The following is a 15,343-nucleotide window of genomic DNA, read 5'->3' as shown; positions in this document are numbered from 1 at the left end:
GCCTGGAAGCGCATGGCGCTCCCGGGCGGCGTGCGCATTCACGCGCGAAAGGATAGTGGTCTGAATATGCTGGTCTTCATCATCCGGCGCCTGATGCAGAGCGTAGTGGTGCTCTTCGTCATGTCGCTGCTGGTTTTCCTCGGCGTCTTTGCCATCGGCAATCCCGTCGACATCCTGATCAACCCGCAGGCCGACCAGGAGGACATCAAGCGCACCATCGCGGCGCTTGGCCTGGACAAGCCGCTGTGGGAGCAATACTGGGTGTTCCTGCAGAACGCGTTGCAAGGCAACCTGGGTACCTCGTTCGCGCATGGCACGCCGGCGCTCAAGCTGATCTTCGAGCGCATGCCGGCCACCATGGAGCTGGCCGTGTGCGCGATCCTGCTGGCGATCGTGCTGGGCATTCCGCTGGGGCTGTGGGCCGGGTTGCGGCCCAACGGCGTGGCGGGCAAGTCGATCATGACGGTGTCGATCCTGGGCTTCTCGCTGCCCACCTTCTGGGTCGGCCTGATGCTGATCATGGTGTTCGCGGTGCAGCTCGGCTGGCTGCCTTCCAACGGGCGCGGCGAGACCGTGCGCGTGCTCGGCATCCCGCTCAGCTTCCTGACCGTCGACGGCATCCGCCACCTGGTGCTGCCCGCGGTGACGCTGTCGCTGCTGAATATCGCCATGGTGATCCGGCTCACGCGCGCCGGGACGCAGGAGGCGATGCTGCAGGACTACGTCAAGTTCGCGCGCGCCAAGGGCCTGTCCAACACGCGCATCGTCGGCGTGCATGTGCTGAAGAACATCCTCATCCCGATCGTCACGGTGATCGCGCTGCAGTTCGGCTCGATCATCGCGTTCGCGATCGTGACTGAATCGATCTTTGCCTGGCCCGGCATGGGCAAGCTGATCATCGACTCGATCCAGCTGCTGGACCGGCCGGTGATCGTGGCCTACCTGATGGTGATCGTGACGCTGTTCATCCTGATCAACCTGTTGGTGGACATCGTCTACAGCATGCTCGATCCGCGCGTGCGTATTGCCGACAACAAGGGCTGAGCCATGAGTGCCGTAACCGCCGAACCCCAAGACAAGACGCCGCCGGGCACGCCGCCGGCTGCGCGCGAACAGTCGCCGTGGCGCCGCTTTGCCGCGGAGTTCTTCTCCAGCAAGATCGCGGTGGCGGGGCTGGCCACGCTGGTCATCATCATCCTGATCGCGATCCTCGCGCCGTGGCTGGCGCCGCAAAACCCGTATGACCTGGCCACGCTCGACGTGCTCGATGCGCGCCTGGCGCCGGGCGAGAAGGCCGGCACCGGCATGACCTTCCTGCTCGGCTCCGACGAGCAGGGGCGCGACATCCTGTCCGCGGTGATGTACGGGCTGCGCATCAGCATTGGCGTGGGCGTGGTCAGCACCGTGATCGCGCTGTTGCTGGGCGCCACGCTGGGGCTGCTGGCAGGCTTCCTGGGCGGGCGCACCGAGGCCTTCATCATGCGCGTGGCCGACCTGCAGCTGTCGTTCCCGCCGATCCTGCTGGCACTGATCCTGCTGGCGTTCCTGCGCCCGGGCCTCGGCAATATCGTGATCGCGCTGGTGGCCGTGCAGTGGGCCTACTACGCGCGCACCACGCGCAGCGCCGCGCTGGTGGAGCGCCGCAAGGAGTATATCGAGGCGGCCACCTGCCTGGGCCTGCCGCCGCGCCGCATCATGTTCCGCCACCTGCTGCCCAACTGCCTGCCGCCGCTGATCGTGATCGCGGCGCTGCAGGTGGCGTCGGCGATCACGCTGGAGGCGACGCTGTCATTCCTCGGACTGGGCGTGCCGGTCACCGAGCCGTCGCTGGGCTCGCTGATCTCCAACGGCCAGCAGTACATGCTGTCGGGCAAGTACTGGATCAGCTTCTTCCCGGGCATCGCGCTGGTGGTCACCATCGTGGCGATGAACCTGGTCGCCGACCAGTTGCGCGACGTGCTCAACCCGCGCCTGCAGACGCAATAACTCGCGGGAGACCGACATGGCACAACCTACGCTGGTCGTAGAGAACCTGAAGACGCATTTCTACACGCGCGGCGGCATTGCCAAGGCCGTCGACGACGTGTCCTTTTCCGTGGGCCGCGGCGAGATCATGGGGCTGGTGGGCGAGTCCGGTTCGGGCAAGTCGATGACCGGCTACTCGATCATGGGCCTGATCGACCCGCCCGGGAAGGTCGTCGACGGACGCATCGCACTGACGAGCCGCGACGGCATCACGCGCGACCTGCGCGCGCTCACGCCGGCGCAGCAGCGCGACGTGCGCGGCAACCGCATCGCGATGATCTTCCAGGATCCGATGATGACGCTCAACCCGGTCTTGCGCATCGACACGCAGATGATCGAGGCGGTGCTGGCGCACGAAAACGTCGGCAAGGCGGTGGCGCGCGAGCGCGCGCGCAATGCGCTGGCGCGGGTCGGCATCCCTTCGCCGGACGAACGCCTGCTGGCTTATCCGCACCAGTTCTCGGGCGGCATGCGCCAGCGCGTGGCGATCGCGATCGCGCTGCTGAACAAGCCCGACCTGATCATTGCCGACGAACCGACCACGGCGCTCGACGTCACCATCCAGGGCCAGATCCTGTACGAGATGCAGACCCTGTGCCGCGAATCCGGCACGGCGCTGATCTGGATCACGCACGACCTGTCGGTGGTTGCCGGGCTGGCCGACACCGTGTGCGTGATGTACGCCGGCAGGATCGTGGAGGCCGGCGATGTGCGCCAGGTGCTGGAGAATCCCGAGCATCCGTACACGCATGGCCTGATCGGTTCGGCGCCGTCGCGCAACCCGCGCGGCGCGCCGCTGCGGCAGATCCCGGGGATGACGCCATCGCTGCTGAACCTGCCGGGCGGCTGCGCGTTCCGCGAGCGCTGCCCGTACGCGACCGCCGCGTGCAAGACCGAGCCGCCGCTGGAGACTGCCGCCGACGGCCGCCGCTTGCGCTGCTTCCATCCGGTGCTGGCCAACCAGGAGGCGGCATGACCACGACTGAACTGCAATCCCGACCGATGGCGAACGCCGCGGCCGACCCGACGCCGGCGGCTCCGCTGCTGGAGTTGCGCGGCGTGTCCAAGCGCTTCGTCAAGTCGCTCGACACCGCGGCGCGCATCGCCAACCTGTTCGGCGCTCATGCCCGCGAAGAGGTGGTGCATGCGGTCGACCGGGTTGACCTGAGCATCCGCACCGGTGAAGTCGTGGGCCTGGTCGGCGAATCCGGCTGCGGCAAGTCCACGCTGGGCCGCATGGCCGTGGGGCTGCATACGCTGACCGAGGGCGAGCGGCTGTGGCGCGGCACCAACCTCGACCACCTGCCGCCGGACAAGCGCCGCGAGAAGCAGCTGGCGATCCAGATGATCTTCCAGGACCCGTACGCCTCGCTCAATCCGCGGCTGCGCGTGCTGGATATCGTCGGCGAGGCGCCGGTGGTCCACGGCATGGTCGACCGTGGCAGGCAGAAAGGCTATGTCGAGGACATGCTGGTGCGCGTGGGTATGGACCCGACCGTGCTGCGCCGCTTCCCGCACCAGTTCTCGGGCGGGCAGCGCGCGCGCATCGGCATTGCGCGCGCGCTGGCGGTGAAGCCGGAGTTCCTGGTCTGCGATGAATCGGTGGCTGCGCTCGATGTATCGATCCAGGCGCAGGTGCTGAACCTGTTCATGCGGCTGCGCGAAGAGCTGAACCTGACCTACCTGTTCATCAGCCACGACCTTGGCGTGGTCAAGCACATCAGCGACCGCGTGGTGATCATGTACCTGGGACGGGTGGTGGAGTCGGCCCCGACCGAGGATGTGTTCGCCGCGCCGAACCATCCGTACACGCAGGCACTGCTGGCGGAAGCGCCGAAGCTGGAGGTCGGCAAGAAGACTTATGTGGCGATCAAGGGCGAGATTCCATCACCGTTGAATCCGCCGCCGGGGTGCCACTTTCATCCGCGCTGTCCGTATGCGATGCCACGTTGCAAGGAGGAGCAGCCGGTATTGAAGGAGATTGCGCCGCTGCGGTTTTCGGCTTGTCATTTGAATGACATGAAGTAGGGCGAGGGAACGTGCGATCCCGTTGCTTTTCTCCCCTCTCCCTCTTGCTACTCTTGCTGGAGAGGGGAGAACACCAAGGCGCCCGGACAACTCACCTCACCGGATCACCTGCCCCTTCGAATTAATCACCGTCATCTCCACGAACCGCGATCCCACATGGTTCTCCGGCGTGAAGTTGACGACGAACCCGCCCAGGTCAACGCTGCGCATCGATTCCAGCGCCGTCACCAGCTTCTCGCGCGTCAGGTCCTTGCCCGCGCGGCGCAGCCCGTCGGTAAAGGCCTTGGCGGCGATGTAGCCCTCGATGCTGGCGTAGTCGAACTCATTCGGCTTGCCCGCGGCCTGCAGCAGGCGCAGGTATTCGCGCACCACCGGCAGCGTCGCGTTGCCCGGATGCGGCATCACCTGCGAGATGATCACACCGCTGCCTTTCGCGCCGACCTCGTTGGCCAGCGCCTGCGTGCCGACGAACGAGACGTTATAGAACTGCCCGTTGTAGCCGCGGCGCAGCGCTTCCTTGACGAAGGCGCCGGCGGTGCGATACGCGCTGATCATCACCACGGTGTCAGGGCTGGCCTTGAGCACGCCCTGCATGGCGTCACCGATTTCCATCGTATTGCGGACCACGGCTTCGCGCGCGACCAGCTGCACGCCGCTGTCGGCGGCGCTCTTCAGTGCGCGTTCCAGCTCCTCCAGCTCGGCCTTGCCGTAGGCATCGTCGTTGTAGACCACGGCCACGCGCTTCAGGCCGGTGGTCTGGATCTGGCGCAGGATCGCCATGGCTTCGTCGCCGTAGCCGGCGCGAACGTGGAAGACGTAGCGGCTGCGCGGCTCGCGCACCGAGCGCGCGCCGGTGTACGGGCCGAAGAACGGCACCCTGGCCTGGATCGCCAGCGGCAGCGCGGCCTGGCTGGTGGGCGTGCCGACATAGCCGAACAGCGCGAAGACGCGGTCTTCCTCGATCAGCTTCCGGGTATTCTTGGCGGCCGGCTCGGGCTCGTAGTAGTCGTCGAGCGCCTCGAGCCGGATCTTGCGGCCATAAATGCCGCCCTGCTGGTTGATGTGGTCGAAATACAGCCGTGCACCCGCGTTCATCTGCTTGCCAAGCGACGCGGCGGGGCCGGTCAGCGCGGCCGACTGCCCCAGCAGGATGGAGTCGGCGGTGACGCCGTGCTCGGATGTGGCGGCGCTTGCCGCGGTGTTGGCGATGGCAGCGCCGGATGCGCCGCCCGTGCCGATGGCGCACGCCACCAGCAGGCCGGCAAGCCGGCCATTGACCCCGGATCGGAAAAACATAAACCCCCGCAAAAAGTGGTTCGGTTACCCGTTCGCCGCCATGGGCCGGTCTGCGCCGGCATTGGGCGGCAAGCGCGCCGCCAGCGTGGTGCCGGCCGCGCGCCGGCACATCATATCGAATACAATCCGATCGAGATACTCCCCGCCCTGGCCCCGCACGCCCGCACGGAGGGGACGCGCCGCAGCGCCGGCGCGGCGCCGGCCCGCGACCCGGGCGCCTGCGCCATAAACCTCACGTTCCGAACGAACGAAAGATAACGACAGACCGCCAGCCCCCGGAGATCCCATGGCTTCCCGCATCGTCCGCGCCGCCTGCCCGCATGACTGCCCCGACACCTGTGCCTTGCTCGTCACCGTCGAGGACGGCCGCGCCATCAAGGTGGCCGGCGACCCGGACCACCCCGGCACGCAGGGCGTGCTGTGCACCAAGGTATCGCGCTACACCGAACGCACCTACCACCCCGACCGGCTGCTGACGCCGATGAAGCGCATCGGCGGGAAGGGCGAGGGCAAGTTCGCGCCGATCTCCTGGGACGAAGCGCTCGACACCATCGCCACGCGCCTGCAGGCCATCGCCGCGCGCGATCCGCAGGCCATCGTCCCGTACAGCTATGCCGGCACCATGGGTCTGGTGCAGGGCGAGAGCATGGCGGCGCGCTTCTTCCACAAGCTGGGCGCGTCGCGGCTGGACCGCACCATCTGCGCCAGCGCCGGTGCCACCGCGTTGCGCTACACCTATGGCGCCAGCGTCGGCATGGACATGGAGCACGTGGTCGATGCGAAGCTGGTGATCATCTGGGGCGGCAACCCGATTGCTTCCAACCTGCATTTCTGGACGCGTGCGCAGGAAGCCAAGCGGCGCGGCGCGACCCTGGTGGCGATTGATCCCTACCGATCGCTGAGTGCCGAGAAATGCCATCGCCATATCGCGCCGATGCCCGGTACCGACGGCGCGCTGGCACTGGGGATGATCCATATTCTGGTCCGCGATGGGCTGCTCGACCATGACTACATCGAACGCCACACGGTGGGCTTCGAGGCGCTGCGCGAGCGCGCCCAGGCCTATCCGCCGGCGCGCGTGGCCGAGATCTGCGGCATCCCGATGGAAGATGTCGAGTGGCTGGCAGGCCTCTACGGCCAGCTGGCGGTGCGCGAGCGCCAGCCGGTGGCGATCCGCCTCAACTACGGCATGCAGCGCGTGCACGGCGGCGGCCAGGCGGTGCGAGCGGTGGCGTGCCTGCCGTCGCTGGTGGGCGCGTGGCGCCATGCGGCCGGCGGGCTGCAGTTGTCGACCTCGGGCTTTTTCCCGATCGACGACGCTGCGCTGCAGCGGCCAGACCTGCTGCCGGGCTGGCCGGAAACGTTGCCTCGCATGGTCAACATGAGCACCATCGGCGATGCCCTGTTGGCCGACCCCGCGCCCGGCGCGCCGCGCATCGAGGCGGTCATGGTCTACAACAGCAACCCGGTCGCGGTGGCGCCGGAGTCGTCCAGGGTCGCGGCCGGTTTTGCGCGCGAGGACCTGTTCACCGTCGTGCTGGAGCACTTCCGCACCGACACCGCCGACTATGCCGACATCCTGCTGCCAGCCACCACGCAGCTTGAGCACACCGATGTGCACAAGGCCTACGGCCACACCTATTTCCTCGCCAACAACGCCGCGATCGCCCCGATGGGCGAGGCGCTGCCCAATACCGAGATCTTCCGCCGCCTGGCGCAGCGCATGGGCTTCACCGAGCCGTGCTTTACGGACAGCGACGAGGACATCGCCGCGCAGGCGATCCTGCCGGGCGATGCGCGCGCCGCCGGCATCAGCTGGGCCACGCTGAAGGAGCAGGGCTGGCAGAAGCTGCCACTGGCTCCGGCGCCGTTTGCCGACGGCGGCTTCCCGACTGCATCCGGCAAATGCCAGTTCTATTCCGAGCCGATGGCGCGCGACGGTTTCGACCCGCTGCCTGCCTACGTGCCGCAGTACGAGTCGCCGTCGACCGCGCCGGAACTGGCGGCGCGCTATCCGCTGGCGATGATCTCGCCGCCGGCGCGCAATTTCCTCAACAGCTCTTTCGTCAACGTCGACAGCCTGCGCGCCACCGAAGGCGAGCCGCACCTCGACATCCATCCGGCCGACGCCGCCGAGCGCGGCATCGTGCACGGCACGATGGTGCGCGTCTTCAATGACCGCGGCAGCATGGTGGCGCGCGCCCGCGTCACCGAGCGCGCGCGGCGCGGACTGGTGGTGGGACTGTCGATCTGGTGGAAGAAGCTGGCCTCGGACGGCAAGAACGCCAACGAGCTGACCAGCCAGCGCCTGACCGACCTGGGCCGCGCGCCGGTGTTCTACGACTGCCTGGTGCAGGTGGAAGCCTGCGCCGAAGGGGCGGTCGCTCCCGCATGAAGCAGCGGCCCGGCCGCCGGCGCGGGGCGGCAATCCTGGCGGCGACGGGCCTGGCGGCACTGGCCCTGCTGACGGCCGGGTGCGACACGGTCGGATATTACGCGCAGTCGATCGGTGGCCACCTCGGCGTGATGGCGCAGGCGCAGCCGCTCAACGATGCCATTGCCAGCGCGCGCGACGCCAACGACGCGCGCCTGGCGCAACGGCTGGCGCTGGCCGGCCGCATCCGCGACTATGCGTCGCGCGAGTTGCAGCTGCCCGACAACGGCAGCTACCGCCGCTACGCCAACCTGCATCGGCCCTACGTGGTGTGGAGCGTGTTTGCCACGCCCGAGTTGTCGATGGAGCTGCGCAAGTGGTGCTTCCCGATCGTCGGCTGCATCAGCTACCGGGGCTACTACGCGCAGGCCGATGCCGAGCAGTACGCGCAGGCCCTGCGCCGCGACGGCCTGGAAGCCTACGTGGCGGGCATTCCCGCCTATTCGACGCTGGGCTATTTCGACGACCCGCTGCTCAATACCTTCGTTTACCTTCCGGAGGGCGAACTGGCGCGGCTGATCTTCCACGAGCTGGCGCACCAGGTGGTCTACGTGCGCAACGACACCGCCTTCAACGAGTCCTTTGCCACCGCGGTCGAAGCCGCCGGCGTGGAGCGCTGGCTGGCCGAGGATGCCTCGGAGGACGCGCGCGCCAGCTATCGCCAGTACGACGCACGCCGCCAGCAGTTCCGCGCGCTGCTGCTCGGCACGCGCGACCGGCTGGCGGCGCTGTACCAGACGCCGCTGGACGACGAAGCCAAGCGCGAGGGCAAGGCCAGGATCTTTGCCGACATGCGTGACCAATACGCGCGGCTCAAGGTGGAGTGGGGCAACTACAGCGGCTATGACCGCTGGTTCGACCAGTCGCTGACCAATGCCCACCTGGCGGCGGTGGCGACCTACCAGCAATGGGTGCCGGCCTTTACCGCGCTGCTGGTGCAGTGCGATGGCGACTGGCGCCGCTTCTATGCCGAAGCCGGCCGCATCGGCGCGCTGCCCGCCGCCGAGCGCGAGGCCGCGCTGCGCCGGCTGGCGCCGCCCGCGACCCGCGTCGATACGCTGACCGCGGGCGGCAAGGCGGCCGAGACCAACTGAGCCACCCAGATCCTGCTTGCAAGATCGTCAGCCTGGGAGGTCGGCGCGGTAGGCGCACGCCCGCGGGCAGCGGCATGCGTTGCGGTCCGGCCCGGTCCATGCGTGAGGATCTTCTTGCAGTGATCGGTACCGGCGCGCGCCCGGCTGCCGCCCGGGTATGTACCCGTTGCTTTATATACCGATGGGTATGATGCTATGGCGACCCACGCTGGCGCCAATGCGCCGGATAGCTGGCCCATTCCGGTCCATTGCGCCATGCGAGAATTGCGATCATGTCGACCGTACAGAGCCCCGCCCCACCTGAAGATACGCCCGAGCCCGTGCCGGCGCGCATGCAAATCGCCGAACGCCAGGAGGCACGCCGCCGCCAGATCCTCGATACCGCCGCGCAGCTCTTCTATACGAAGGGCTATCCCGGCATGACCATGAACGACCTGTGCCGCGCGTTGGGCGTGACCAAGCCGGCGGTCTACTACTACTTCACCGACAAGTACGAGATCTTCGATATCCTGTGCCGCGAGTCGGCGCAGACTTGCCTGCCCGTGATCCGCGAGACCGCCAACCCGGCGCTGCCGGTGCGGGAGCGGCTGCCTGCCTGCCTGCTGGAAATGGCGCGCCGTTGCGTTGCCTGCCACGTGCCCGCGACGCTCAGCTTCCGCGACAACCAGTATTTGCGCCCGGATACCGTGGCCTGGCTCGACAGCATGGCGCGCGGCTTCTACCGCGACCTTTACGCGCTGCTGGAAGAAGGCAAGCGCGAAGGCGTCTTTGCCTTTGGCGATGCGCGCGTGACGGCGCATGCGATCGGCAGCGTGGTCGGCTTCATGTACACGTGGCACCAGCCAGGCCGCATGGATGACGAGGCGCTTGCGCATGAGCTCGCCACCAACATGATGAAACTGGTCTTGCCCTGAGGCAGATGAGCCCACGGGCCTAGGGGTTATCCCGCTGCCGCCGGGACACCGGTGGCGCATAATGCCCGTCAGGGGCGCATTGCGTCGTGCGATGGCCCCGAGGACTTCGTCTAAGTTGTTGTTTTAACCGGGGCGCCCGTTTAGCATCTCGGAAAAATCGAACGACCATTCAGAAAATCAGGAGACGGTGCTATGGAAAGAATTTGGCTGAAACACTACCCGGCCGGCGTCCCTGCCGAGATCGATGTCAGCCAGTTCCGCACGCTTGCCCAGCTGCTCGAAGCGTCTTTCCGCACCTACGCCGACCGCAAGGCCTTCGTCTGCATGGACAAGGCCATCACCTACGGCGAGCTCGACCAGATGTCGTCGCGCTTTGCCGCGTGGCTGCAGTCGCGCGGGCTGCGCCCCGGCGCGCGCGTGGCGATCATGATGCCCAATGTGCTGCAATACCCGGTGGTGCTGGCCGCGGTGCTGCGTGCCGGCTTTGTCGTGGTCAACGTCAACCCGCTGTACACCCCGCGCGAGCTGGAGCACCAGCTCAAGGACAGCGGCGCCGAGGCCATCGTCATCCTGGAGAACTTCGCCGCCACGCTGCAGCAGGTGCTGGGCCGCACGCCGGTCAAGCACGTCGTGGTCGCGAGCATGGGCGAAATGCTGGGCGGGCTGAAAGGCGCGATCGTCAATTTTGTCGTGCGCAACGTCAAGAAGATGGTGCCGGAGTGGGAGCTGCCCAACTGCGTGCGCTTCAACAGCGTGCTGGCCGAAGGCAGCAAGCTGACGTTGCAGCCGGCGACCACCGGACCTGACGATGTCGCCTTCCTGCAATACACCGGCGGCACCACCGGCGTGAGCAAGGGCGCCGTGCTGCTGCACCGTAACGTGGTCGCCAACGTGCTGCAGTCCGAAGCCTGGATGCAGCCGGCGCTGGCCAAGGGCGGCCATATCGACCAGGTCGTCACCATTACCGCGCTGCCGCTGTACCACATCTTTGCGCTGACGGTCTGCTGCCTGCTGGGCATGCGCAGCGGCGGCATGAGCGTGCTGATCCCCAATCCGCGCGATATCCCCGGCTTTATCAAGGAACTGCAGAAGTACAAGTTCCACATGTTCCCGGCGGTGAACACGCTGTACAACGCGCTGATCAACAACCCGGAGATCGCCAAGGTTGACTTCTCCGGCCTGCGCGTGGCCAACGGCGGCGGCATGGCGGTGCAGGAAGCGGTGGCAAAGAAGTGGCTGGACAAGACCGGCTGCCCGATCATCGAGGGCTACGGCCTGTCCGAGACCTCGCCGTCGGCTACCTGCAACCCGACCGACAGCAACGCCTTCTCCGGCACCATCGGTATGCCGCTGCCTTCCACCGAAGTGGTGATCCGCGACGACGACGGCAAGGACCTGCCGCTGGGCCAGCCGGGCGAGATCTGCATCCGCGGCCCGCAAGTGATGGCAGGCTACTGGAACCGTCCGGACGAGACCGCCAAGGTCATGGCCCAGGACGGCTTCTTCAAGACCGGCGATATCGGCGTGATGGACGAGCGCGGCTACACCAAGATCGTCGACCGCAAGAAGGACATGATCCTGGTGTCGGGCTTCAACGTGTATCCGAACGAAGTCGAAGGCGTGGTGGCCGAATGCCCGGGCGTGCTGGAAGTGGCCGCGGTGGGCGTGCCCGACACGCACTCGGGCGAGGTGGTCAAGCTGTTCGTGGTGAAGCAGGATCCGGCGCTGACCGAAGCCGACGTGATCGAGTTCTGCAAGGAGCGGCTGACCGGCTACAAGCGGCCGAAGTACGTGGAGTTCCGCACCGAGCTGCCCAAGACCAACGTCGGCAAGATCCTGCGCCGCGAACTGCGCGACAGCCGCAAGGCGGCCTGAGCGCCAGTCCCTGCGCAAACAACAACGGCCTCCGCAACGGAGGCCGTTTGTTTTGCCGCTTCAGCGCCTCAGCACTCGTTCGACGGCGCCAGCCTTGGATCCGTACTGCCGTCCAGGTAGATCACCCGCACGCACGCGCCGGGCTCCAGTCCCGGAGCCGCCGGCGCATTGGCCGACACCATCGCGCCATCCATGGTCCGCACCTTGTACTGGAACAGGTCGATCTGCTGCACCGGCGCCGGGCGGTTGAACAGCCGGCTCAGGTCGAAGGCAAAGCCCACGCCCACTCCGCCGCCACCGCCACCGCCCGCGGCACCCACGCCGACACTGGTGCCGCTGCCATAGTAGGCAGGCGCCTGCGCGACGTCCATCCGTGTCAGGAAGGTCCGCTCGGTCACGCGGCCGAGCTTGATGGTGGCATTCACCGGGGTCACCTGCGGCGATTGCGGCGTGCTGCTGCATGCAGCCAGGAGCGGCAGCAGGCCACACAGCGTGAGGTAGCGTAGCGTCTTCATGGCGAGATCAGGCCGTTCTTGAGCCTGCCGAGTAGTCGGAACAGCGCGCGCCGGTCGGTTTCGGCCAGCCCCGAGAACAATTGCCCGATCCATGCCTCGTGCGCGCGCGCCATGCGCGAGAACGCCGCGCGTCCGGCCGGCGTCAGGCGGATCAGGTAGGCGCGGCGGTCGGTGGGCAGCGCCTCGCGGGAAACCAGCCCCTCCTGCTGCAGCTGGTCGGTAATGCCTGTGACGTTGCCGCCCGTGACCATCATGCGGCGCGACAGCTCACCCATCTTCAGCCCTTCGGGGTGGCGGTCGAGCTGGGCCATCAGGTCGAAGCGCGGCAGCGTGCAGGCGAATTCCTGCCGCAGCCGCGAGCGGATGTCGCCCTCGATCAGGTTGGTGCAGGTCAGCAGCCGCAGCCACAGGCGCAGGTCTTCGTGCTCGGTCTGGTCGGCACGGGTTTCAAGGTCTACCGGCGCGCTCTCGGCGCCGGTGGCAGGAGACAGGTTTGGCATCTTCAGTGCAACGGTGCGCAGGTGTGCGGCGAACGCCGCCAGCGGTTGCCGGATCGGGCCGGCAACCAACATTTGATGCCTCAAGTATATGCGCGATGCGGACGGTCGCCCTGCCGGCAATCAAATCGGCGTCAATCCACCTTGGCGCCCGAATCCTTGACCACCTTGGCCCATTTGGTGGTCTCGGCGCGGATCAGCGCGGCGAACTGCTCCGGTGTGTTGCCGACCGGTTCGGCACCCTGTGCCTGCAGGCGTTCGCGCACCGCGGGCGCGCCGAGCGCCTTGGCCACTTCCTGCTGGATGCGGTGCACGATCTCCGGCGGCGTGCCGGCGGGCGCCAGCATGCCGAACCAGGAGCTGGCCTCGTACTGCGGCAGGCCCGCAGCCTGCGCGATGGTCGGCACGCCCGGCAGCGCCGGCGAGGGCCTGGCGCTGGTCACGGCCAGCGCCTTGAGCTTGCCGGCCTTGATCAGCGCCATCGACGAGGGCAGGTTGTCGAACATCACCTGCATGGTGCCGCCGGTCAGGTCGGTCAGCGCCGGCCCGCTGCCCTTGTACGGGAAATGGACCATGAAGGTCTTGGTCTGCGTCTTGAACAGCTCGCCTGCCAGGTGGATCGACGTGCCGTTGCCGCTGGAGGCCATGTTCAGCTTGCCGGGGTTGGCACGCGCGTAGGCGATCAGGTCCTTGACGCTGTCGATCTTGTTCTGCTGCGCGAACGCCGGGTTGACCACCAGCACGTTTGGCACTGCCGCCACTTCGGTGATGGGCGCAAAGTCCTTGATGGGGTCGAATGGCAGCTTGCCGTACAGCGACTGGTTGATGCCGTGGGTACCGACCGTGCCCATCAGCAGCGTATAGCCGTCCGGCGCCGCCTTGGCGACGATATCGGCACCGATATTGCCGCCCGCGCCGGGCTTGTTGTCCACCACCACGTTCCAGCCCGGCAGCTTGGCCAGCTCCGCGGCGACGGCGCGAGCCAGGATGTCGGTGGTGCCGCCGGCGGCGAATGGCACGACCAGGCGGATCGGCTTGGACGGATACGGATCCGCGGCCAGCGCCGCCGGCGCGGCGATGGCGCCGAGGCTGGCAGACAGCAGCAGCGCGACGGCGCGCCGGCGATTGGGTTGCATGCGTGGTCTCCTGGTGTTGTGCGCCGCGCCTTGCGCCGGCGTGGGTCAGTGCATTCTAGTCGGCACCCGCGGCGGTGCCGATGAGGTGATGCCCTATGGGGTGGGTGCGGGGCCGCCAATGAAAAAAGGCACCCGGAGGTGCCTTCCCAGTTCAAGCGGGATTTGCTTAGAACTTGTGGCGGATACCTACGGCGGCGCCAATCATCTTGTCTTCGCCGGTACCCAGGAAGTAACCGTTGGCGAAGCTGATCGCCGAGGTGTCGAAGTTCAGGCCGGCGTTTTTCGAGAAGGCCGTGGTCAGGTACACGTCGGTGCGCTTGGACAGGTTGTAGTCGGCGATGAACGAGATCTGCCAGGGGTTCTTGATGTTGTTGGTGGCACCGGTGGCGGCCGGGTTGAAGTTCTTGACGTCGTCGTAGTAGTACGCGAGCGTCAGGCCCAGTGCCGGGGTGACCTGGTAGTTGCCGCCGACCCAGTAGTAGTTGTCCTTCAGAATCGTATTGTCGTTCGGCGCCTTGCTCATGCCCCAGCGATAGCCGGCCATCAGCTTGGCCGGGCCAAAGGAATAGCTGGCAGCGACCGCGGCCTTCTTGACTTCGCCGGTGCCGCCGGCGGCGTTCAGGGTCGGGTTGTACTGGTCATAGGCGCCGCTGATGCCGAACGGGCCGGCTGCCCACGCCACGCCGGCACCGTAGCCGGTGTCGCGGCGGAACTGGCCGGGGACTTCGCCAGTGTTCGCTGCGGTGATGCCATTGCCGAACGACCAATGCGCGACCGCGGTCACCGGGCCGAACTTGCCGGTGTACTTGGCGGTGTTGTCCGACCGGAAGTTCAGGCCCAGCTGCGCGACCACCGGTTCGTACTGGGTGGCATAGCCGGCCGGCGAGAAATTGGCCATCATGTCGAACAGCGAGGTGTACTGGCGACCGAAGGTGAAGCGGCCGACCTGGTCGCTTTCCAGGCCGACATACGCCTGACGGCCGAAGAGGCGGCCGCCTTGCTGCAGACCGCCATTGTCGAGGCCGAAACCGCTTTCCAGCACGAACAGCGCCTTCAGGCCGCTACCGAGGTCTTCCACGCCGCGCAGGCCCCAACGCGAACCGGACAGGCCGCCCGACGACATGCGGAAGAGGTTCTCAGCCGGGCCGGTGGCAAAGCCGTTGGCGGACGACGGGATGACGCTCGACATATTGCTCACGTACTCGATGTTGGCATCCACCACACCGTAGAGCGTGACGCTCGATTGGGCCTGCGCCGCCCCGGTAAATGCGCCAAGCGCTGCCAGCGCCAGAAGCGATTTCTTCATGCTCGTTGTTCTCCACTGTAAGAATTATTGGTGACGGGCCGGGGGAACCTCCTGTTGGTCTCCATCCCCCATGCGTCAAACTTCCTTAGAAGTTGCGAAGTACTGTAACAAACAACTTTTCGTTCACCATTCGGGCGCAACCCCCTTGTCTGGTTTTAACAACTCAGGGTTTCTGACTAGCGGGCCGCATCAATGCAAGGCGTGGCGCGGGATGGCGCGAATT

13 protein-coding genes are annotated in these 15,343 nt (G+C 66.9%); 8 read left to right on the top strand and 5 right to left on the bottom strand.

Features of this window, described 5'->3' with window-relative positions:
- Nucleotides 1–66 precede the first annotated feature (66 nt).
- From LPA45_RS15400 to LPA45_RS15385, 4 genes are read left to right on the top strand one after another with little or no spacing between them, the layout of a single operon-like run.
- Nucleotides 67–1,044 carry an ABC transporter permease gene (locus LPA45_RS15400; RefSeq protein WP_116318253.1) on the top strand — a complete coding sequence of 326 codons (978 nt, stop codon included), beginning with the start codon at nucleotides 67–69 and terminating at the stop codon, nucleotides 1,042–1,044.
- Between the two features lie 3 nt (nucleotides 1,045–1,047).
- Nucleotides 1,048–1,986: an ABC transporter permease gene (locus LPA45_RS15395; protein ID WP_116318252.1), complete on the top strand. Its 939-nt coding sequence runs from the start codon at nucleotides 1,048–1,050 to the stop codon at nucleotides 1,984–1,986.
- A gap of 16 nt (nucleotides 1,987–2,002) precedes the next feature.
- A complete protein-coding gene (locus tag LPA45_RS15390; protein ID WP_367394634.1) occupies nucleotides 2,003–3,001 on the top strand; it encodes an ABC transporter ATP-binding protein in 999 nt (332 codons plus the stop codon).
- Entirely contained in the window at nucleotides 2,998–4,053 is a 1,056-nt protein-coding gene (locus LPA45_RS15385; protein ID WP_116318250.1) for an ABC transporter ATP-binding protein, read from the top strand. The genes LPA45_RS15390 and LPA45_RS15385 overlap by 4 nt, the downstream gene beginning before the upstream one ends.
- 96 nt (nucleotides 4,054–4,149) lie before the next feature.
- Here LPA45_RS15385 and LPA45_RS15380 read toward each other — a convergent pair whose 3' ends face one another.
- On the bottom strand, nucleotides 4,150–5,349 hold the full coding sequence (locus LPA45_RS15380; protein WP_116318249.1) for an ABC transporter substrate-binding protein: 1,200 nt from the start codon (nucleotides 5,347–5,349) through the stop codon (nucleotides 4,150–4,152).
- A 286-nt stretch (nucleotides 5,350–5,635) separates the two neighbouring features.
- On the opposite strand from LPA45_RS15380, the gene LPA45_RS15375 reads away from it, so the two are divergent.
- The 4 genes from LPA45_RS15375 (at nucleotide 5,636) to LPA45_RS15360 (ending at nucleotide 11,666) form a co-directional block, all read left to right on the top strand.
- Nucleotides 5,636–7,744, top strand: a complete 2,109-nt coding sequence (locus tag LPA45_RS15375; RefSeq protein ID WP_367394633.1) for a molybdopterin-dependent oxidoreductase — start codon at nucleotides 5,636–5,638, stop codon at nucleotides 7,742–7,744.
- A complete protein-coding gene (locus LPA45_RS15370) occupies nucleotides 7,741–8,877 on the top strand; it encodes an aminopeptidase (RefSeq protein WP_367394632.1) in 1,137 nt (378 codons plus the stop codon). The genes LPA45_RS15375 and LPA45_RS15370 overlap by 4 nt, the downstream gene beginning before the upstream one ends.
- A gap of 272 nt (nucleotides 8,878–9,149) precedes the next feature.
- The gene (locus LPA45_RS15365; protein ID WP_376790611.1) at nucleotides 9,150–9,791 is read left to right on the top strand and encodes a TetR/AcrR family transcriptional regulator; all 642 of its coding nucleotides are present in this window, start codon (nucleotides 9,150–9,152) and stop codon (nucleotides 9,789–9,791) included.
- Between the two features lie 192 nt (nucleotides 9,792–9,983).
- Nucleotides 9,984–11,666: a long-chain fatty acid--CoA ligase gene (locus tag LPA45_RS15360; protein WP_367394631.1), complete on the top strand. Its 1,683-nt coding sequence runs from the start codon at nucleotides 9,984–9,986 to the stop codon at nucleotides 11,664–11,666.
- Nucleotides 11,667–11,734: 68 nt separating this feature from the next.
- Here LPA45_RS15360 and LPA45_RS15355 read toward each other — a convergent pair whose 3' ends face one another.
- The 4 genes from LPA45_RS15355 to LPA45_RS15340 form a co-directional block, all read right to left on the bottom strand.
- Complete coding sequence (locus tag LPA45_RS15355) at nucleotides 11,735–12,181, bottom strand: hypothetical protein (protein ID WP_116318244.1); 447 nt, start codon at nucleotides 12,179–12,181, stop codon at nucleotides 11,735–11,737.
- Nucleotides 12,178–12,681, bottom strand: coding sequence for a MarR family winged helix-turn-helix transcriptional regulator (locus LPA45_RS15350; RefSeq protein WP_116318279.1), 504 nt, complete (start codon nucleotides 12,679–12,681; stop codon nucleotides 12,178–12,180). Before LPA45_RS15350 ends, LPA45_RS15355 begins: the two co-directional genes overlap by 4 nt.
- 131 nt (nucleotides 12,682–12,812) lie before the next feature.
- Nucleotides 12,813–13,814: a tripartite tricarboxylate transporter substrate binding protein gene (locus LPA45_RS15345; RefSeq protein ID WP_317925974.1), complete on the bottom strand. Its 1,002-nt coding sequence runs from the start codon at nucleotides 13,812–13,814 to the stop codon at nucleotides 12,813–12,815.
- Between the two features lie 166 nt (nucleotides 13,815–13,980).
- Nucleotides 13,981–15,120: a porin gene (locus LPA45_RS15340; RefSeq protein WP_116318242.1), complete on the bottom strand. Its 1,140-nt coding sequence runs from the start codon at nucleotides 15,118–15,120 to the stop codon at nucleotides 13,981–13,983.
- Between the last annotated feature and the right edge of the window lie 223 nt (nucleotides 15,121–15,343).

The organism is Cupriavidus sp. Agwp_2 (genome assembly GCF_040784895.1).
Taxonomy (GTDB): Bacteria; Pseudomonadota; Gammaproteobacteria; order Burkholderiales; family Burkholderiaceae; genus Cupriavidus.
Note: the sequence above shows the minus strand (reverse complement) of the source record. Positions and strands in the feature narration are given on the sequence as shown.